Annotated in this window: 19 protein-coding genes and 1 other annotated feature; of the genes, 16 read left to right on the forward strand and 3 right to left on the reverse strand. The window is 40.9% G+C overall.

What is annotated here, in order from left to right:
* Nucleotides 1-93 precede the first annotated feature (93 nt).
* Both MHH68_RS05590 and MHH68_RS05595 read left to right on the forward strand, forming a co-directional pair.
* A complete protein-coding gene (locus MHH68_RS05590) occupies nt 94-273 on the forward strand; it encodes a YjzC family protein (protein ID WP_003211282.1) in 180 nt (59 codons plus the stop codon).
* Between the two features lie 169 nt (nt 274-442).
* The gene (locus MHH68_RS05595) at nt 443-1,708 is read left to right on the forward strand and encodes an MFS transporter (protein WP_058014315.1); all 1,266 of its coding nucleotides are present in this window, start codon (nt 443-445) and stop codon (nt 1,706-1,708) included.
* 116 nt (nt 1,709-1,824) lie between these two features.
* Here MHH68_RS05595 and MHH68_RS05600 read toward each other — a convergent pair whose 3' ends face one another.
* Nucleotides 1,825-2,019 (reverse strand): YjzD family protein, encoded by a 195-nt coding sequence (locus MHH68_RS05600; protein ID WP_339165487.1) that lies wholly within the window; start codon nt 2,017-2,019, stop codon nt 1,825-1,827.
* Between the two features lie 211 nt (nt 2,020-2,230).
* Here MHH68_RS05600 and MHH68_RS05605 point away from each other — a divergent pair, with 211 nt between their 5' ends.
* The 4 genes from MHH68_RS05605 to MHH68_RS05620 all read left to right on the forward strand — a co-directional run bounded on the left by MHH68_RS05605 (nt 2,231) and on the right by MHH68_RS05620 (nt 4,883).
* Nucleotides 2,231-2,971 (forward strand): hypothetical protein, encoded by a 741-nt coding sequence (locus MHH68_RS05605; protein WP_058014314.1) that lies wholly within the window; start codon nt 2,231-2,233, stop codon nt 2,969-2,971.
* A gap of 75 nt (nt 2,972-3,046) precedes the next feature.
* Nucleotides 3,047-3,622 (forward strand): nad binding enzyme, encoded by a 576-nt coding sequence (locus tag MHH68_RS05610; protein WP_339165489.1) that lies wholly within the window; start codon nt 3,047-3,049, stop codon nt 3,620-3,622.
* Nucleotides 3,623-3,712: 90 nt separating this feature from the next.
* Nucleotides 3,713-4,675 (forward strand): BMP family ABC transporter substrate-binding protein, encoded by a 963-nt coding sequence (locus MHH68_RS05615; RefSeq protein WP_058014312.1) that lies wholly within the window; start codon nt 3,713-3,715, stop codon nt 4,673-4,675.
* Nucleotides 4,676-4,685: 10 nt separating this feature from the next.
* A complete protein-coding gene (locus tag MHH68_RS05620; RefSeq protein ID WP_169056285.1) occupies nt 4,686-4,883 on the forward strand; it encodes a ComZ family protein in 198 nt (65 codons plus the stop codon).
* A gap of 10 nt (nt 4,884-4,893) precedes the next feature.
* On the opposite strand, the gene MHH68_RS05625 is transcribed toward MHH68_RS05620, so the two are convergent.
* On the reverse strand, nt 4,894-5,127 hold the full coding sequence (locus MHH68_RS05625; RefSeq protein WP_339165491.1) for a hypothetical protein: 234 nt from the start codon (nt 5,125-5,127) through the stop codon (nt 4,894-4,896).
* A gap of 169 nt (nt 5,128-5,296) precedes the next feature.
* Here MHH68_RS05625 and MHH68_RS05630 point away from each other — a divergent pair, with 169 nt between their 5' ends.
* The 9 genes from MHH68_RS05630 to MHH68_RS05670 all read left to right on the forward strand — a co-directional run bounded on the left by MHH68_RS05630 (nt 5,297) and on the right by MHH68_RS05670 (nt 15,280).
* Nucleotides 5,297-6,235 (forward strand): beta-ketoacyl-ACP synthase III, encoded by a 939-nt coding sequence (locus MHH68_RS05630; protein WP_012009552.1) that lies wholly within the window; start codon nt 5,297-5,299, stop codon nt 6,233-6,235.
* Nucleotides 6,236-6,256: 21 nt separating this feature from the next.
* Nucleotides 6,257-7,498, forward strand: coding sequence for a beta-ketoacyl-ACP synthase II (gene fabF, locus MHH68_RS05635; RefSeq protein ID WP_339165493.1), 1,242 nt, complete (start codon nt 6,257-6,259; stop codon nt 7,496-7,498).
* Nucleotides 7,499-7,574: 76 nt separating this feature from the next.
* A complete protein-coding gene (locus MHH68_RS05640) occupies nt 7,575-8,378 on the forward strand; it encodes a DUF2268 domain-containing protein (RefSeq protein WP_339165494.1) in 804 nt (267 codons plus the stop codon).
* A 160-nt stretch (nt 8,379-8,538) separates the two neighbouring features.
* Complete coding sequence (locus MHH68_RS05645) at nt 8,539-9,519, forward strand: ABC transporter ATP-binding protein (RefSeq protein WP_339165496.1); 981 nt, start codon at nt 8,539-8,541, stop codon at nt 9,517-9,519.
* Entirely contained in the window at nt 9,516-10,538 is a 1,023-nt protein-coding gene (locus tag MHH68_RS05650; RefSeq protein WP_065098859.1) for a dipeptide ABC transporter ATP-binding protein, read from the forward strand. Before MHH68_RS05645 ends, MHH68_RS05650 begins: the two co-directional genes overlap by 4 nt.
* Nucleotides 10,539-10,621: 83 nt before the next feature.
* The gene (locus tag MHH68_RS05655; protein WP_339165498.1) at nt 10,622-12,256 is read left to right on the forward strand and encodes a peptide-binding protein; all 1,635 of its coding nucleotides are present in this window, start codon (nt 10,622-10,624) and stop codon (nt 12,254-12,256) included.
* A gap of 213 nt (nt 12,257-12,469) precedes the next feature.
* Nucleotides 12,470-13,420: an ABC transporter permease gene (locus MHH68_RS05660; RefSeq protein WP_044139928.1), complete on the forward strand. Its 951-nt coding sequence runs from the start codon at nt 12,470-12,472 to the stop codon at nt 13,418-13,420.
* Between the two features lie 33 nt (nt 13,421-13,453).
* Nucleotides 13,454-14,353 (forward strand): oligopeptide ABC transporter permease, encoded by a 900-nt coding sequence (gene opp4C / locus MHH68_RS05665; protein WP_339165781.1) that lies wholly within the window; start codon nt 13,454-13,456, stop codon nt 14,351-14,353.
* 174 nt (nt 14,354-14,527) lie between these two features.
* Entirely contained in the window at nt 14,528-15,280 is a 753-nt protein-coding gene (locus MHH68_RS05670) for a YjbA family protein (RefSeq protein ID WP_339165501.1), read from the forward strand.
* 35 nt (nt 15,281-15,315) lie between these two features.
* On the opposite strand, the gene trpS is transcribed toward MHH68_RS05670, so the two are convergent.
* The gene (gene trpS / locus MHH68_RS05675) at nt 15,316-16,311 is read right to left on the reverse strand and encodes a tryptophan--tRNA ligase (RefSeq protein ID WP_169056293.1); all 996 of its coding nucleotides are present in this window, start codon (nt 16,309-16,311) and stop codon (nt 15,316-15,318) included.
* Between the two features lie 53 nt (nt 16,312-16,364).
* Nucleotides 16,365-16,583, reverse strand: a binding site (T-box leader).
* A gap of 482 nt (nt 16,584-17,065) precedes the next feature.
* On the opposite strand from trpS, the gene MHH68_RS05680 reads away from it, so the two are divergent.
* A complete protein-coding gene (locus MHH68_RS05680; protein ID WP_339165504.1) occupies nt 17,066-18,703 on the forward strand; it encodes a peptide ABC transporter substrate-binding protein in 1,638 nt (545 codons plus the stop codon).
* The last annotated feature ends 95 nt before the right edge of the window (nt 18,704-18,798 follow it).

Consider the following 18,798-nt stretch of genomic DNA (forward strand, 5'->3'; position numbering starts at 1 on the left):
ATCCCTGACTCGTAGGAGCAGGGACTTTTTGCATAAAGGATTGGAGAGGCAAGTCACGGGACATAATAACATCATCGAGAAAGGAGGATGGAAATGGGTCAGCAGCATCAGTTTAAATCAGGGAATAAAGCACCAAATAATGGTGTGTATGTCGAGATCGGTGAAACCGGCAGTATGGTGAAAGATCCTTTAAAGATTAAGCTTCAAGCAGGCGACGTCTTTCCGGATAACTCAAACCATAACCGTGTTTGGACCTATCAGAGAAAGCCGTAAGCAATTGACTAAGAGTCGGTTGGAATAAGTCTTTAGAGGCATGTGTCATGCCTCTTTTTTCTTTATAATAAAAAACAATTAAGTTCAAATTTTCAAATAAATAGTATGAATAAAAGAGAAAATAAGGTAAAATATGTAATTGTAATATATTGTTGAAAGGATTTGTGTGATGGAAAAGACGAATCTCAGTGAAAGTGTTTGGAATAAACGCTTCACCTCATTATTCATATCAAGACTCATTAAAAACACAGGAGAAAGTTTTGCTTTTACATCCGTCCTTTGGCTATTGATTTTGAGAGGGGATGGAGCGCTCGGTACAGGACTTCTCCTAGCAGTAACCGTACTTCCTTCATCTTTGCTAGCCCCAATACTAGGACCTCTTATGAAAAAGCACCATTTGTCTAAATGGATGTTCGCTTCAGACGTCGTTCGAGCAACCATTGTACTCATTATTCCGCTACTGCATTTTTCGCATCTATTGCCTTTATGGTTATTGATCTCATTAATGGTTATTCAATCGGCAACTGGTGCAGCGTATAACCCAGCTTCTGTGGCAATTTTACCTCAGATTGTACCGAAGCATCTGATTCAAAAAGCAAATGCCATCCTGCAATCTTCTTTTGAAATTGTTGCACTTGCAGCAGTCATGGTGGCTGGTCTCTTAGTCAAATTAATCGGACCTGCAGATACCCTGCTTATCACCACTGCCTTATTTATCATATCCGGCCTGTTTATTATCGGCGTTAAATTAAAGAAAACCGATGAAGACAAAGCAGCAGGCATTAAACAAGCAAAGAATACATATTTGTATAACTTAAAAAGAGGGTTTCTCGTCGTTAAAAATCATCATATTTTATTTGCGCTGACGTTGTATTGTATTTTAATGAATGTCGCCGCAGCTCCGTGGCAGGCACTTTCTGCTGTATATGTAGCAGAAGCATTGCAAAGCGATTCCATGGTGTATTCCATTTTAAGAGGAGTTGCTGCAGTAGGTGCCTTTATGATGGGCTTTGCTCTAGCGAAAGTGAAAATTAAGAGATTTGGTTTGTTCTTTATTGTCGCTGGTATGATTGAAGGGGCTGCATTCTTTATCACAGGGATGAGTACATGGCTGCCGGTCGTTTTACTTGCTTCCTTTATATTCGGTGCCGCCGTTAGTGCGATCAATGTACCTGAAATGGTCATTATTCAAACGTCTGTCGACCAAGATGATCAGCCGCAAGTATACGCAGTGATCAATGCTTCATCAAATGTTTTCCTCCCGCTTGCAGCTGTCGTATCAGGCGTCCTGGCAGAAAGATTTGGAGCGGGACCTGTCATTGCTGGCGGTGGGGTCCTTGAAATTTTATCAGGTATCGCAATCTTCCTGTTTACAGGGCTTGCGAAAAGCCATTTGACAGCAGACAAACAGAAGTCCGAAACCGTCGAGGTGTAGGCAATAAAAAACCCCCTGTGGCTGCAGGGGGTTTTAGCGTACCTCTTTTCAAGCAAAAAGAAAAAGAGCTAAAAACAAGATCATTTTAGCTCTTTCTCACATTCATCTCTTACGTATTAAGAGTGTTTTGTTGAACTTTCCGTTTCTTTCAATGGACTTACTTCAGCAAAGATGAATAAAATAACCGTAAACACCACTGCAAGAATAGAAGTCAAAGTAAAGTCATAAGCAGCGCCATTCATCGAAGCAACGATGTAACCAGCCATATGTGTCAGCAGAAAAGTCCAAATGAGGGTGATAATATAATGCATAATCCCACCGTCCTTTATGTAACAATCTATTGATTATCATACCATAGATACGAGTGAGGGGAAAAGACTGTTTTAGCCTTTATGTGACCATTTTTAGACCTTCTGCTATAAAAATAAAAAGAATTCTTCTGTCATTAGGGGATTTCCTTATTCCTACAAGAGTTGTTGTTCATATCATAGAAAGCAGAATCACTGAAAGGAGGCTGGCCATATGGGTGTAAGCGAACGGTTTTTCCAGCTTGGTTCCCAGTGGAACGTCATTCACCTTCCTCAAAAACCAAATGGCTTTGGCATTCTTATCCTCGGTGACCGAAATCACTTTGTGCAGGAAAATACATCATTCTGGCTTCAACACTATGGAAGAAACCAGCTTTTAACTGCCTTAAAGGATGAAGGATATACATTGTTTAATAGTCATCTTCATGGGAATCACTGGGGATGCGAAGATGCTGTTTTTAGTGCAAAGCAGCTCGTTCATCACACATTAAAACAAGAAATATTAAACCGAGAAATTCATGTGCTGGCAGAGGGGATGGGCGCACTCGTTGCTATGAGTCTTGCAGAAGAGATGCCAGAAGTGCTAAGATCCATTGCACTGGTGAATCCATGTCTGCATCTCCATGCACAACGAGAAAGAGAAAAGGAACACAAATTCTTTTATAAACAGCTAATCAAAGAATTAGCGAAGAGCTACGGCTGTTCTGAAAAGGAAGCGGAAACGTATCAGCTCCCGGCTTGCCCTGTTCATTCTGCTCATGTACCAATTCACATATGGCAAAGACTAAACGGTGCACCCTATGCATATGAACTGCATGCAAAGCCTTTTATTGATCAGCACATGAAGAATCCAGAGCATTGTCAGATCGATCTCACTTTGCATATGTTTGATCATCCGAGAAGAATCTTTCAATCCATTCACAAGTTTTATAAATCGCATGAAAAAGAATTGTGATGAATAGGATGATAACAGCCCTTCATGGAAAGGGCTCTTCTTTTTATTCGATAAGCTAAAAAAGGGGACATGAACATGGAGACAGGACTGATCATAGGGGCAGATGAATTTTTTGGCCTAGCGCTGTGTGAATATATGATGAAAGAGGGCATTCAAGTGGAAATCACATGTCCTCATGATCAAACAGAAGAGCAAAAGATGTTATTAGAAGAACGAATGATGTGGCTTGGCAGAAATGAGCTTTTCCGTGTCATTGACCTTCAGGATGGAAAAGACACGTATGATCTGATCTTTATTCAATCAGATGAATCAGATAAAAGACAGGAAGACTTGAAAGCGGCGCATGGCATGTACCGTGTTCTTTACGAAAAAACCGAAGACAAATCATCCAACCAGAATGTGCCGGCAGTTATTCTACCGCGCATGTTTGGACCATGGACACTTGATGAAGAAAGAACGAAGCGTGAAGAAGCATTTTTTGTAGAAGATGTAGCTAGGGATTTGTTCAAGTGGGCATCGGGCTCTGAACAAAGACAGGAAATGACACATGAATTGAAGGTAGAAAGACAAATAGATGACAAACAAGCAGAAGAAATGATAGCAGAATGGAAAAGACAAAACTCAACATTTTTCGACAAAAAGCAAGAATGATCTTCCATCTTATCTTTTTTCAGTATAAAATAAACCTATATTTAACATACAGGTTCATGCCTGCATGTGGCAAAGGGAGTTGAACATGGCATGAAGTATCAGCGGCTTGTCATGATCTTTTCGTTCCTTCTCCTATTATCTGCCTGCTCACAGGCACCTTTAAAAGGACAGATTGAGAAGGTGGGTTTACTCGTCCCCGATACTATTAATGATCAAGTTTGGGGAACGAAAGGTTATAAAGGCTTATTAAATATTCAATCAACATTTGGTGTAGATGTTTATTATAAGGAAGGAATGGTCGACAAAGAGAAAATCGTTGATGCCATTGAAGAATTTCACAAAAAAGGAGTCAATTTGATTATTGGCCATGGCAATGAATACAGCGAAATTTTCAATTTAATCAGTGAAGATTATCCGAAAACACAATTTATCACGGTAAATGGAAACAAGCCTCAGGCGGATAATGTTGCGAATGTGACGTTTAAAGGTGAAGCGATGGGCTTTTTCGGAGGCATGACAGCAGCACATATGTCAAAATCAAAAAAGATTGGTATTCTTGCTACATATGATTGGCAAAGCGAAGTAGACGGCTTTATCAAAGGTGCAAAATATCAAGATGAACATGTACAAGTGCTTGCTGAGTTTGTCGAAAACTGGGATGATGCGGACAAAGCCGTGGAGCTCTATCAAAAATTGAAAAAACAAGGCGTAGATGTTGTATATCCAGCAGGTGATGGTTATAATATCCCTGTCATTGAACAAATCAAAGCCGATAATTTATCAGCGATCGGATATGTCACCGATCAATCCAACCTCGGCAGCCATACCGTTTTAACAAGCACAGTCCAGCATGTGGATAAAGCGTACGGTATTATTGCGAAGAAATTTAATGAAGGCAAGCTAAATGCACAAGGTGAGTACTCCTTTGACTTTAAAGAAGGAGTGATCGAAATGGGGAAATTTAGTTCTACCATTGACCGTGCTTTTTTGAAAGACATTGAAAGTGATATTGCGACTTACAAAAAAACTGGCAAACTGCCAAATGAAAAGTGAGGATACGACGATGCAGCACGAAAAATCGATGGAGTTTTTACAAATTGCCATGAAGTATTTTCCGCAGGCAAAAGAAGAATTAGATAAAGCAGGTATTCAGCTTGAGCCCGAAGCTCTTCAGCCGCTTTTATCATTGTTTACATCTGTCATGCAAGAGGCATATGAGCTTGGAAAAGCAGATGCAGAATCAGGAAAAGCCACAGAATAGTGGCTTTTTTTTATGATAATTTTTTTTTGAAGGCACTAATCATAGGCCCAACATCTTTAAACACAGGCTTCAATTCATCGATGGAGTTCATAATGTTCCCAATTTGATTCATGACATGCATGTAGTCAATGGAGTCTTCACTTGAAGTTGTTTCTGCTCGTTCCTCCTTTGCTTCTGTCTTGTCTTTCTCCTTTTCAAGCGGCTGTCCAAACATCATCGCCGAAAAAATATCTTTTTGTGCCATATCAAATGCTCCTTTCTACTATCGGTATATCAATAATCTATGAAAAAAGTGAGAGGAAAGGTTAGACGTTTGTATTGCCAAGGAGAAAAAAATAAGGTAAAATTAGTACCAGATACTAATATAAGATCACAATATCACATGCTCGTATGAGTAAAAGGAGTCTTATTCAATGAATGCTGGAATTATTGGCCTTGGCCGCTACATACCTGAAAAAGTGTTAACAAATCTTGATTTAGAAAAAATGGTTGAAACTTCTGACGAATGGATTCGTACTAGAACAGGTATAGAAGAAAGAAGAATTGCTTCTGATGATGTCAATACATCACATATGGCGCTTGCTGCTGCAAAAAAAGCATTAGCTGACGCAGATGTAGCTGCAGAAGATATCGATATGATTCTTGTGGCAACAGTCACGCCAGATCAAGCATTTCCGACAGTCGCTTGTATGATTCAAGAGCAGCTCGGTGCACATAAAGCATGTGCAATGGATATTAGCGCTGCGTGTGCTGGCTTTATGTATGGGCTTGTTACTGGAAAACAATTTATCGAATCAGGTACGTTCAAGCACGTGCTCGTCGTTGGCGTTGAAAAACTTTCTCGTATTACCGACTGGGATGACCGCAATACTGCTGTTCTGTTTGGAGATGGAGCAGGTGCTGCTGTGTTAGGAGAGGTCAGCGAAGGGAAAGGAATTCTCTCATTTGAGCTTGGAGCCGACGGAAGAGGCGGTAAGCACTTGTACTTAGATGAAAAAGATCATACAATCATGAATGGACGAGAAGTATTTAAATTTGCTGTAAGACAAATGGGCGAGTCAAGCGTAAACGTCATCGAAAAAGCTGGACTATCAAAAGAAGACGTTGACTTCTTGATCCCGCATCAAGCAAATATTCGCATTATGGAAGCAGCCCGCGAACGCCTAGAGCTGCCAGTTGAAAAAATGTCGAAGACAGTCCATAAATATGGAAACACATCAGCAGCATCTATTCCAATTTCACTATGTGAAGAAATCGAAGCCGGAAAAATTCATGACGGCGATGTGATTGTAATGGTAGGTTTTGGTGGTGGATTAACGTGGGGCGCAATCGCTATGCGATGGGGCCGATAAAAGAGTGAGGTGCACAAATTAATGGATAAAAAACGAGTAGTTGTTACAGGGTTGGGTGCTTTGACACCTCTTGGCAACGATGTAGAATCAACATGGAAAAATGCTTTAGCAGGTGTATCAGGAGTTGGACCAATCACACGTGTCGACTCAAGTGAATATACAGCAAAAGTGGCTGCAGAATTAAAAGATTTTAACATTGAAGATTACATGGAGAAAAAAGAAGCACGAAAAATGGCACGCTTCACGCAATATGCAGTTGTTGCTGCTCAAAAGGCTTTAGAAGATTCACGTCTTGAAATCACAGATGAAATCGCACCGCGTGTTGGTGTATGGGTTGGATCTGGTATTGGTGGACTTGAAACATTTGAAGAGCAGTTTGAAGTGTATTCAAATAAAGGGGCAAGACGCGTAAGCCCGTTCTTCGTTCCAATGATGATTCCAGATATGGCAACAGGCCAAATTTCAATTGCACTTGGCGCAAAAGGAGTTAACTCTTGTACTGTAACAGCATGTGCAACAGGTACAAACTCAATTGGTGATGCATTTAAAGTCATTCAGCGAGGAGATGCAGATGCGATGATCACAGGCGGAACAGAAGCGCCGTTAACAAAAATGTCGTTTGCTGGTTTCTGTGCGAACAAAGCGCTTTCGACAAATCCTGATCCAGAGACAGCAAGCCGTCCATTTGATAAAAACCGTGACGGATTTGTTATGGGTGAGGGTGCAGGGATTGTCGTTCTTGAAGAACTTGAGCATGCATTAAAACGTGGCGCGACGATTTATGCAGAAATCGTTGGATATGGATCAACTGGAGATGCGTATCATATTACAGCACCGGCTCCAAACGGAGAAGGCGGCGTCCGCGCAATGAAAGAAGCGATTCGAGATGCTGGTTTGTCTGTGGAAGAAATTGATTATATCAATGCCCACGGAACAAGCACACCGTACAATGATAAGTTTGAAACAATGGCGATTAAAGAAGTGTTCGGAGAGCATGCGAATCAGCTTGCGATCAGTTCGACAAAATCGATGACAGGTCACTTACTTGGCGCAGCAGGCGGAGTAGAAGCTATTTTCTCTGTACTTGCAATTAAAGACAGCGTCATTCCTCCAACCATTAACCTTGAAACACCGGATGAAGAATGTGATCTTGATTATGTGGCAAATGCAGCACGTTCAAAAGAAGTACAAGTGGCTCTAAGTAACTCACTTGGCTTTGGCGGACATAATGCGACAATTATCTTTAAAAAATACGAAGCATAATATTTCCTAAGAGGCGGCGATCTATAAACAGATCGCCGCTTTTTTGCATATGATGAAAATGGAGGTGTTTAGCAGTATGGGTCTAGTCAATACACAATATCTCATTCATCAATCTTCATCATTTCAGGAGCTTGCGTCGCACTTTGTTCCTTATTTTAAAGGGGCGGAGGAAAAAGAATGGTCCTCTATTCTCTCCCACCTGCAGCATCACGGCATGATTCGGTCTTTTAGATCATGCATAGACATAATCGACAAGCTCAAAGAAAAAGGGTACTTCCAGCTCGTCATGAAAGAATACCGGGCGCTCCAAAAGCAGTGGAAAGGCCCTGACATTCCAGTCTTTATTTTGCCAGTCAATGAGAGCAGCAAAGAAATTAGAGAGCAATTTTATTATCAATCCGGCATGGCATTTGACGACAAGGTCTTTCTCTTTTTGTCGCCAAATACCCCGAAAGAACGTATCGGAACATTGCTGACTCATGAATATCACCATGTATGCAGGTTGCATTTTCTCACGAAAGAAGAAAAAGATTTTACATTCCTTGATACAATCATGATGGAGGGGCTCGCTGAATATGCTGTGTATCATAGATACGGAGAAAGCTATACAGCCAAATGGACCACTCTCTATGACGAAACGCAGCTTCAACGTATGTACCAGAAATGGGTATCCAGTCATCTTGATCAAAAAGTGCAGGACGACGAAAGACTGATACAGAACCTCCTTTATGGAAAAGGGAACTACCCCAAAATGCTTGGTTACGCCACTGGATTTTATATCGTGAAAAAGTATTTCAGTGAACACAGAATCAGCGAGGAGTCTATGATTGCAGAGCCGTCCGAAACTTTTTTAAAGGCGATAGACTCACAAAGTGAATGATTCACATAAAAAGAGACATATTACAAATTTACTAAATTCTTCTTGATTTCGTCATAACAATGTAATAATATACAAATATAAATTTTGATAATTCTTTTTATTCAAAAAAGGCTGAATTTTAGATCCATTTCTATTAATTGATGGTGAAAGGGGCGAATAAATGACCTCACTGCTTGAAGTGCAGAACTTAAAAACCTATTTTTTTCGAAAAAAAGAAGCGATACCTGCTGTAGATGGCGTTGATTTCAGCATCAACAAAGGAGAAACTGTTGCATTAGTCGGTGAGTCTGGATCTGGTAAAAGCATTACGTCCTTATCCATTATGGGCTTGATTAACGGCACTGGTGGAAAAATTATGGACGGTTCCATCAAGCTAAATGGTAAGGATCTCGTTACATATGGTGAAAAGGAATTATGCAGCATTCGTGGTAATGACGTATCGATGATCTTTCAGGAGCCCATGACCTCACTTAATCCCGTCCTAACTATTGGGGAACAAATAACAGAAATCCTCATCTATCACAAAAAACTTTCAAAAAAAGAAGCGACGAAAAAAGCGATTGACCTGCTGAAGCTTGTTGGTTTTTCCAGACCGGAACAAATCATCAAAGATTATCCGCACCGTTTATCAGGCGGCATGCGGCAAAGAGTGATGATTGCCATTGCGCTAAGCTGTGACCCGAAGCTTCTCATTGCAGACGAACCGACAACTGCCCTAGATGTTACGATTCAAGCCCAGGTGCTCACATTGATGAAAGATTTATGCACGACATTTGGTACATCGATTCTCCTCATTACGCATGATCTAGGTGTCGTGTCTGAAGTGGCAGATCGAGTCATTGTCATGTACTGCGGACAGGTTGTTGAAAATGGGACCGTCGAAGAATTATTTGATCAGCCACTTCATCCTTACACAGAAGGGCTGCTTGAATCGATTCCTGTCATTGACGGAGACATACAGCCGTTAACGGCGATAAAAGGGAATGTCCCTGCGCCAGATCAGCTTCCAGCCGGCTGCCGCTTTGCTCCTAGATGCCCGCAAGTGAAGGAGCGATGCCTAGGCGAACTGCCTAAGCTGAGGACTTTTGAAAATGGCAGAAGCGTCAGATGCTTCTTATATGAGGAGGCAGACCGAACATGACCCTTGCTCAAAATCAGCCACATGCAACAGATCTAATAGAGAAAGAAACCATTCTTGAACTGAAACAGATTAAAAAACATTTTCCGATTAAAGCAGGCGTCTTTCAGAAGAAAGTCGGTGCAGTCAAAGCTGTTGACGGCATAGATTTGAAGATTTATAAAGGTGAAACGTTAGGGATAGTGGGGGAATCAGGATGTGGTAAATCGACATTAGGCCGGACCATGATTCGTTTATATGAGCCAACTGACGGTCAAATCCTTTTTAAAGGGCAAGATATCTCCCGCGTATCAGAATCAAAGCTAAGACAATCAACGCGAAAAAACATCCAAATGGTTTTTCAAGATCCCTTTGCATCACTCAACCCTAGAAAAACACTTCGAAGCATCATCAAAGAACCCTACAAAACACACCACTTATATTCCTTAAAAGAAAGAAATGAAAAAGTAGAACAGCTTTTATCAAAGGTGGGCCTTCATCCAAGCTTTGCAAATCGCTATCCCCACGAATTTTCTGGCGGGCAGAGGCAGCGAATCGGCATTGCTCGTGCGCTTGCCATGAATCCCGAAATGATCATCGCAGATGAGCCGGTTTCAGCACTTGATGTATCCATTCAGGCGCAGGTGATTAATCTGATGGAGGAACTTCAGGAGGAATTTGACCTGACATATCTATTTATCTCTCACGACTTAAGTGTGGTCAGGCATATTAGTGATCGAGTCGGCGTGATGTATCTCGGTAAAATGATGGAGCTTGCCGATAAGCATAGCTTGTACGATGAACCGCTCCACCCATATACACAGGCATTGCTTTCTTCTGTCCCTGTTACCCGTAAAAAAGGTCAGATCAAAAGAGAACGGATCATGCTTCAAGGCGATCTGCCAAGTCCTGCAAATCCGCCAAAAGGGTGTGTATTTCACACAAGATGCCCGCATGCGAAACAAATCTGTAAAGAAAAAATACCAGCATTTCAAGAATTAAAACCAAACCACTTCGTTGCCTGTCACCTCTACGACGCTTAATCGGCTTGGATGAATTCATCTTTGAGAGGGGGGATGAAGCGGCTTCTGTCGTCATTTCTAAAAAAGGATAGGGGGAATTGTATATGAAAGGTAGAAATAGAAAATCCATATTGTTCAGTTTACTGCTGATCTTCACGCTCATGCTTGCGGCTTGCTCTAGTGGAAATAAAACCTCTGGAGACAGTGAAAAGAAATCCACCGGTAAACCTGTGCAGGGCGGAGATCTTGTCATCGGTTCCATTGCAGAACCAACATTATTTAACTCGCTTTATTCAACAGATGTGGCTAGCTCAGATATTGAAGAAAGAATCTACAGCTTTTTACTTCAAACTGACGGAAAGCTGAACCCTCAGCTATCACTCGCAGAAGATATTAAAGAATCTAATGACGGCAAGCAGTTTGATGTGACCATTAGAAAAGGCGTGAAGTTTCATGATGGAGAAGAACTGACAGCTGATGATGTTGTGTTTACATACAGCATTCCGATCAATAAGGACTACAATGGGGAGCGCGGATCAGGCTTTGAAGTATTAGATTCTGTTAAAAAGACAGGGGATTACTCAATCGAATTCAAGCTCAATAAAAAAGATCCTTATTTCTATAATGTCACACTAGGAAGCTATGGCATTTTACCTAAGCATATTTTAGGTGATGTGCCTATAAAGGATCTCGGTGAAAATGAATTTAACCGAAAAAAACCAATTGGTTCTGGTCCATTTAAATTTGCCGAGTGGAAAGAAGGCGACTACGTGAAACTAGAAGCCTTTGACGATTATTGGGATGGGCGTCCATATCTTGATACCGTCACGATTAAAACCATTCCTGATCAGAACGCAGCAATCGCCCAGCTTTCAGCAGGTGATATTGATTTCTTTGCGGTACCGGGATCTGAGCTGCAAACAGCCGAAAAAGTCAGCAACATTAAAATTGAATCTGATCTCGGACTCAATTATTCATACATTGGCTGGAACCAGAAAAATGAACTCTTCAAAAGTAAAAAGGTCCGCCAGGCGCTGACACATGCCATTGACCGCCAAACGATTGTCGATCAAGTGTTGGATGGAGACGGCAAAGTAGCCAACATTCCAGAAAGTCCACTGTCATGGAACTATCCAAAGACTGATCGTGTTCCAGTATTTGAGTTTGATCAAGAAAAAGCGAAAAAGATGCTGAAAGAAGAGGGCTGGGAGGATGCAGATGGAGATGGCTATCTTGATAAGGATGGCAAAAAATTCTCTTTTGTCATAAAGACCAACCAAGGAAACAAAGTCCGTGAAGACATTGCTGTCGTTGTCCAGCAGCAGCTCAAGGAAATTGGTGTGGAAGCGAAGCCACAAATTGTGGAATTCAGCGCACTCATTGAACAGACGACACCGCCTAAATGGGATTATGATGCGCTGCTGCTCGGCTGGAGCCTTGCGACATTCCCTGATCAATACAGCATCTTCCACTCAAGCCAGTCAGAAAAAGGCTTGAATAACATTTGGTATAAAAATAAAGAGGTCGATAAGCTGTTAGTAGATGCGAAGAATTTAAGTGATCGAAAAGAATACTCAAAGGCATATGAAAAAATTTATGAACTGATCGCAGAGGATCAACCATATACGTTCCTTTACTATGCCAACTCACATCGCGCGATGCCATCTAATCTCCAAGGCTACTCATACCACCCGAAAGATGAGTATTACAAAATCGAGAAATGGTGGATTGAACAGTAGGCTGCTAGTGAAAGAAGAGGAAAGTTCTCTCAGATAACCCCTTTCATCGGTGTCAATCAGGCGTGCTGGCGCTCACAATTTTATTCACCGTGCACCAGTTAGATTGAGAGGGTTTTCATATCACGATGCAATGAAGACAGAGGGCTAAAAGAAAGATCATTTTAGCCCTTTTTCATCACAGTATGGCGATCCGATGAAAAAGGAGTTGTGCATATGGTTACATATATCATTAGAAGGACATTGCTTTCCATTCCCATCTTATTTGGGATTACCATTTTGTCCTTCGCCATCATGAAAGCAGCACCAGGCGATCCGATGTCACTTATGATGGACCCAACCATTAGTGCGGCAGACCGGGAAGCCTTTATTGATAAGTACGGCTTGAACGATCCTGAATATGTGCAATATATGAAATGGCTTGGCAATATGCTTCAAGGTGATTTTGGCACCTCCATTGTTAAAAAGGGAACGCCAGTGGCTGATTTGATTTTTGCAAGGCTGCCAAATACCCTCATCCTCATGATCTTTTCTACATTAGTTGCCCTGATCATCGCCATCCCATTCGGTGTTCTTTCAGCAAAACGTCCATATACAAAGCTAGACTATGGTATTACAGTTACATCTTTTATCGGACTGGCTATTCCGAACTTTTGGTTTGGACTCATCCTCATTATGGTTTTATCCGTGAATTTAGGATGGTTTCCAACTGGCGGAGTCTCTACCTTGAATGCCGATTTTAATGTGTTTGACCGGCTCCATCACATCATTTTACCAGCCTTTGTTTTAGCAACGGCTGATATGGCAGGGCTCACTCGGTACACAAGGTCGAGTATGCTTGATGTCATGAGGCAGGATTACATTCGTACCGCAAGAGCGAAAGGCTTTCGAGAAAACAAGGTCATTTTCAAGCACGGGTTAAGAAACGGTCTTATGCCTGTCATTACGATTTTTGGATTGATGATTCCATCCTTTATTGGTGGTGCAGTCGTGGTGGAGCAAATTTTCACTTGGCCAGGGCTAGGGAAGCTGTTTATTGATTCTGCTTTTTCGAGAGATTATCCGGTCATTATGGCGATGACTGTTATTTCCGCAGTGCTCGTGGTGGTTGGAAATTTAATTGCGGATATTCTCTATGCGATCGTTGATCCGCGTATTGAATATTAGAAGGGAGCTGAAGCACAATTGGCACAGCCTAATATGGGAACACCTCCTGTTGATCTCAAATTAAAGGAGGGTCTTCCGCCAAAGCCAGAGACGATGCTGCGTTTATTTTGTGAGAAGTTTTTCAAAAATAAATTGGCGGTTGCCGGCTCCGTGATCTTATTGGTCATTATCTATTCAGCCATTTTCGCTCCAGTGATTGCCCCTTACGCACCAGAGCAGCAAGATTTATTAAAACGGCTTCAGCCGCCAAGTGCTGAGCATTTGATGGGAACTGACAAGTTTGGTCGCGATATTTTCTCAAGGGTGCTATATGGCGCGAGGGTCTCTTTATTAGTCGGTTTCGTCTCGGTGGTCGGTGCGATTACCATTGGTACTGTGGTAGGAGCGGTAGCAGGGTATTTCAAAGGATTTGTTGATTCCTTGTTAATGAGATTTGTGGATGTCGTGTTGTCGATTCCCGATATTTTTCTCTTGATCACGCTCGTTACCATTTTCAAACCGGGTATTGATAAATTGATTTTAATCTTTGCTTTGACCGGATGGACCACAACCGCGAGACTAATCCGCAGTGAATTTTTATCACTGCGAACAAGAGAATTCGTACTCGCAGCAAGAACCATTGGAACGAAAAACCATGTCATCATCTTTTCGCATATTTTACCGAACTGTATCGGTCCTATTATTGTGTCAGCTACACTAAAAGTAGGTTCCGTCATTTTAGCCGAATCAACGCTGAGCTATCTAGGGTTTGGCATACAGCCGCCAACGGCGAGCTGGGGCAACATGCTGCAAGATGCACAAAATTTCTCGATTATGGTGCAGGCGTGGTGGTATCCATTGTTTCCAGGTTTACTGATTCTACTGACCGTTTTATGCTTTAATTTCTTAGGAGATGGGCTGAGAGATGCACTTGATCCTAAAAAGTTAAAGTAATGCCTCATTTGTATGACAAGATGAAAGGGACTCTGCGACACCCTTTCTTTTCTTTATGTCATAAAGAAAAGCATGCCATCATTCACTCAGCTTGAAGTTTAATAAAGTTGGAATAATTTCTCTATCCCTTGCCCATACTGTGGACAACAGTTTTTATAAAGTGAGGGATTGGTTATGTTATTTCTTCATGACGTATGGGTGAATTGGTTTGAAGGGGAAGAAAATGGCTACAATGTGTGTCATTTTCATGAGTGGCGTAAGGAGGACAGCGTGGAGCTGTTAGATCAAGTACCTTTACTCAAGGTGCAGAGTCCTTTGTATGATTACATAGAGAATGATCTTTCAGAACTGCCAAAGACGCTGCTAGAAGCAGTATTTGAGAAATCATATATTCGAAAAAATCATGAACGGCGCAAATTAGAGTATTGTTTTGTGGTGACGGACGGTATACGAATTATTGCTGTGGATACGATTGGGTATTCCATTCCTGTGAGGAAAAGCCGCTTAATCCCAAGGCAGGAGCAATTGGTGTATGAAATGGTGAAAGATGTGAGGGCTGAGGAATATGAATTCTCTCAGGACAGTCTTGAGTCAGCGAAGGAGTATCATATTTTGTCTTTGCCGCCGCAGCATATCTGTGGATTAACGAGAAAAGAAAGACAGTTGAAGCAGCTCATGTTTATGGCGCTCGATCAATTAAAAGGTCTTCAAAACAGGGCGGAGATTGCGTATTGGTATACGGAATGGAACCCTCGCATGTACAATCAAATCAAACGAATGTCATTCGAAGAGATTTGGAACATGCTTTACAATGAAACCATTGATGGATGGTCAGAAAATCATTTAACATTTTGTGAAAAAATGATTAAGGGACAGCCGTTTTTTGAAAAGCTTTGGGAAATAGAAAACGAATCAAAGGTGAATTAGAAAAAGCTTGCAGCGTGATGTGCTGCAAGCCTTTTTTATTTGCGTTTTCTGCCAAGACCCATTGCATTCTCCATTTTTTTCAGCATTTTATTTGCTGCGCGGTTTGCTTTTTCAGCACCTTCGTCAAGAATACGATCAAGCTCGTCTGACTCAATGAGTTCATTGTATCGATCTTGAATTGGTTTTAAAGCATCAATGACGACGTTCGCAAGATCTCCCTTAAACTCACCATACCCTTTGCCTTCATACTTTTGCTCAAGCTCTGCAATCGATATGTTACCTAATACAGAGTAAATCGTCAGCAAGTTGGCAATTCCAGGCTTGTTCTCTTTGTCATACTTAACGATGCCTTCTGAATCCGTCACAGCACTTTTGATTTTCTTTTCAAGCTGCTTTGGTTCATCTAATAAAGTAATGAAGGATTTTTGGTTCGGATCGGATTTGCTCATCTTTTTCGTTGGATCTGCTAAAGACATAATCCGAGCGCCTTCTTTTGGAATCTTCACTTCAGGTACAGTGAAGATGTCATTGTATTTTCGGTTAAAACGTTCAGCAAGCGTTCTAGTCAATTCAAGATGCTGTTTTTGATCTTCTCCGACAGGAACTAAATCAGTACCATATAATAAGATATCGCCAGCCATTAATGGAGGATACGTTAATAGTCCTGAAACAACCGCTTCCTTACCAGCGGATTTATCCTTAAATTGGGTCATTCTCTCTAATTCCCCAATATAAGCAACACATTGAAGCATCCATCCTGCCTGGGCGTGAGCAGGTACCTCTGATTGGATAAACAATGTCGCCTTCTCAGGATCAAGTCCCACTGCTAAATAAAGAGCTGCTAAGCTTCTAATATTTTGTCGAAGGGCTAAACGATCCTGATTCACCGTGATGGCATGCTGATCGACTACACAAAAGTAGCCATTATAATCATGCTGGAGATCGACAAATTGCTTCATCGCTCCAATATAGTTCCCCAATGTCACAGAACCGCTCGGCTGAATGCCTGAAAAAATCGTCTTCTTTGTCATACTAAAACCTCTTTTCCTCAATATAAAAAGGCCCACCCGTCACTTTTCAACAGAAAAGGGACGAATGAACCGTGGTACCACCCTTGTTATTTCACATGGAAATCACTCAAGACGTTGATATCGGAGACTGCTCCGTCTAAGCCTACTTACTTTCAAAAGTGTTCGGTTAGCTGCTCCAAAGCCCATTCCATATATGCCATTGTCTGCTCGCACCGGCCGCAGACTCTCTGTTAATGGTGAATATATGTACTCTTCTTTTTCATCGCAACAGTATGTCTATCTATTATAAAGGATGACCATAAAAAAGTCACGAAGCCCCTTATGTGACCTTCTCATCATGTCGTTTGACACTTAAAATTTTAGGTAAAATACCAACTATCTGTCACAATTTTTTAAAAAGGGATGATTAATTATATGTATAAAACATTATTCCTGCTGAATTTGTTAAATTATTTTAATCAATTTCCGCTTTAATTTGTTGAAGTGATTGAGACTTTAGTTTATAAAAATCCCTCTTTATCCCCATTTACGTTTTTTAAAAATATATGAAATTGATATTGCAATAAATTATTCTATTCATTATAATTAATTTGTTCACACGTTTGTGCTAGGCTCTTTACATAGTGAAAATTCAGAAAAAACAAAAGAAATAGAAAGTAAGCTATTTAGGGACTTTTTTACGCTATTTCTTAAATCTGAATCTCATCTTTTATCGAGACCTTTGAACTAAAACATATTATAAGGGGGAATACAGTTGAAAAAGCGTTGGTCTGTTGTTACTTTAATGCTTATTTTCACACTTGTATTAAGCGCTTGTGGTTTCAGCGGAAACAAATCAGGCGACAGCACGAGCAGTTCTGGAGAGGCTAAAACAACACTAAATGTGAATATCTCCACTGAGCCTTTTTCTCTACATCCGGGATTGGCAAATGATTCAACTTCAGGAAGTGTCATCCGTCAGACTTTTGAGGGATTAACAAGAATTAACGCTGAAGGTAAGCCAGAAAATGCAATGGCTTCTGATATCAAAACAAGTGCTGATGGTAAAACATACACATTCACACTTCGTGATGCAAAATGGTCTAATGGTGACCCTGTCACAGCTGAAGATTTCGAATATGCTTGGAAATGGGCATTAGATCCTAAAAATGAATCTCAATATGCTTACCAGCTTTACTATATTAAAGGTGCTGAAGAAGCCAACAAAGGGAAAGCGAAAGTTGCTGATGTTGGCATTAAAGCAAAAGACAAAAAGACGCTTGTCGTTGAGTTAGAGAACCCAACACCGTTCTTTACTGAACTAACTGCATTCTATACGTATATGCCAGTCAACAAAAAAGTGGCTGAAAAGAATAAAAACTGGTACACAAATGCTGGTGAAAACTACGTATCTAACGGACCATTCGTTCTTTCTAAATGGAAACATGGCGGTTCTATCACGCTTGAAAAGAACAATGAATACTGGGATAAAGATACTGTGAAATTGAAAAAAATCAACATGTCTATGATCAAAGATACAAACACTGAGCTTAGCATGTTCAAAAAAGGCGAGCTTGACTGGGCTGGTATGCCAACTGGAAGCCTTCCAACTGAGTCTTTAAAAACATTGAAAAAAGAAGGCGGTCTGAAAATCCAAACGATCGCAGGTATTTATAACTACAAATTCAACACAAAAGTAAAACCATTAAACAATGCAAACATCCGTAAAGCCCTTACTTATTCAATCAACCGTCAAGCGATCGTTGATAAAATTACGCAAGGTGAACAAGTTCCAGCAATGGCAATCGTTCCACCAACAATGAAAGGGTTCACTGATAACAAAACTGGCTACTTCAAAGATCATGATGTAGCAACTGCTAAAGAACTTCTTGAAAAAGGTGTGAAAGAATTAGGTTATAAGTCTGTTTCTGATCTTCCAACATTGAAACTTTCTTACAACACAGATGAAGGCCACCAAAAGATTGCTCAAGCAATTCAAGAAATGTGGAAAAAAGATTTAGGTGTAAAAGTTGAACTTGATAACTCTGAGTGGAACGTATACATCGACAAAATCCACAGCGGAGACTACCAAATCGGACGTATGGGCTGGTTAGGTGACTTCAACGATCCAGTGAACTTCCTTGAGCTGTACAAAGATAAAGACGGTGGAAACAACGACACTGGCTGGGAAAACAAAGAGTACAAACAATTGTTGAATGATTCTGCAAAAGAAACAGATCAAACGAAGCGTGAAGAAATGCTGAAAAAAGCAGAAGAAATCATCATCAACGATATGCCTGTAGCACCAATTTACTTCTACACTCAGCCTTGGGTACAAGATCCAAAACTAAAAGGTGTGGTTGTATCTGGACTAGGTGATGTTCAATACAAATGGGCACATTTCGAAAAGTAAGAATTATAGTGTAAGAGATCTACGGCAAGGATCTTAAGGTATATGGAGGATGTCTCTCCATATACCTTTCTTGCTGATTAGAGAAAATGTTGTAA

Source organism: Bacillus sp. FSL K6-2841, assembly GCF_037976435.1.
Lineage (GTDB): Bacteria > Bacillota > Bacilli > Bacillales > Bacillaceae > Bacillus > Bacillus pumilus.

Bases quoted from the DNA above. Each gene is read 5' to 3' on its own strand.
- MHH68_RS05630 (WP_012009552.1), top strand. From the start codon at position 5,297: ATGAATGCTGGAATTATTGGCCTTGGCCGCTACATACCTGAAAAAGTG.
- MHH68_RS05590 (WP_003211282.1), top strand. From the start codon at position 94: ATGGGTCAGCAGCATCAGTTTAAATCAGGGAATAAAGCACCAAATAAT.
- MHH68_RS05650 (WP_065098859.1), top strand. From the start codon at position 9,516: ATGACCCTTGCTCAAAATCAGCCACATGCAACAGATCTAATAGAGAAA.
- MHH68_RS05595 (WP_058014315.1), top strand. From the start codon at position 443: ATGGAAAAGACGAATCTCAGTGAAAGTGTTTGGAATAAACGCTTCACC.
- MHH68_RS05670 (WP_339165501.1), top strand. From the start codon at position 14,528: ATGTTATTTCTTCATGACGTATGGGTGAATTGGTTTGAAGGGGAAGAA.
- MHH68_RS05660 (WP_044139928.1), top strand. From the start codon at position 12,470: ATGGTTACATATATCATTAGAAGGACATTGCTTTCCATTCCCATCTTA.
- MHH68_RS05615 (WP_058014312.1), top strand. From the start codon at position 3,713: ATGAAGTATCAGCGGCTTGTCATGATCTTTTCGTTCCTTCTCCTATTA.
- fabF (WP_339165493.1), top strand. From the start codon at position 6,257: ATGGATAAAAAACGAGTAGTTGTTACAGGGTTGGGTGCTTTGACACCT.
- opp4C (WP_339165781.1), top strand. From the start codon at position 13,454: ATGGGAACACCTCCTGTTGATCTCAAATTAAAGGAGGGTCTTCCGCCA.
- MHH68_RS05610 (WP_339165489.1), top strand. From the start codon at position 3,047: ATGGAGACAGGACTGATCATAGGGGCAGATGAATTTTTTGGCCTAGCG.
- trpS (WP_169056293.1), bottom strand. From the start codon at position 16,311: ATGACAAAGAAGACGATTTTTTCAGGCATTCAGCCGAGCGGTTCTGTG.
- MHH68_RS05655 (WP_339165498.1), top strand. From the start codon at position 10,622: ATGAAAGGTAGAAATAGAAAATCCATATTGTTCAGTTTACTGCTGATC.
- MHH68_RS05620 (WP_169056285.1), top strand. From the start codon at position 4,686: ATGCAGCACGAAAAATCGATGGAGTTTTTACAAATTGCCATGAAGTAT.
- MHH68_RS05605 (WP_058014314.1), top strand. From the start codon at position 2,231: ATGGGTGTAAGCGAACGGTTTTTCCAGCTTGGTTCCCAGTGGAACGTC.
- MHH68_RS05640 (WP_339165494.1), top strand. From the start codon at position 7,575: ATGGGTCTAGTCAATACACAATATCTCATTCATCAATCTTCATCATTT.
- MHH68_RS05625 (WP_339165491.1), bottom strand. From the start codon at position 5,127: ATGGCACAAAAAGATATTTTTTCGGCGATGATGTTTGGACAGCCGCTT.
- MHH68_RS05600 (WP_339165487.1), bottom strand. From the start codon at position 2,019: ATGCATTATATTATCACCCTCATTTGGACTTTTCTGCTGACACATATG.
- MHH68_RS05645 (WP_339165496.1), top strand. From the start codon at position 8,539: ATGACCTCACTGCTTGAAGTGCAGAACTTAAAAACCTATTTTTTTCGA.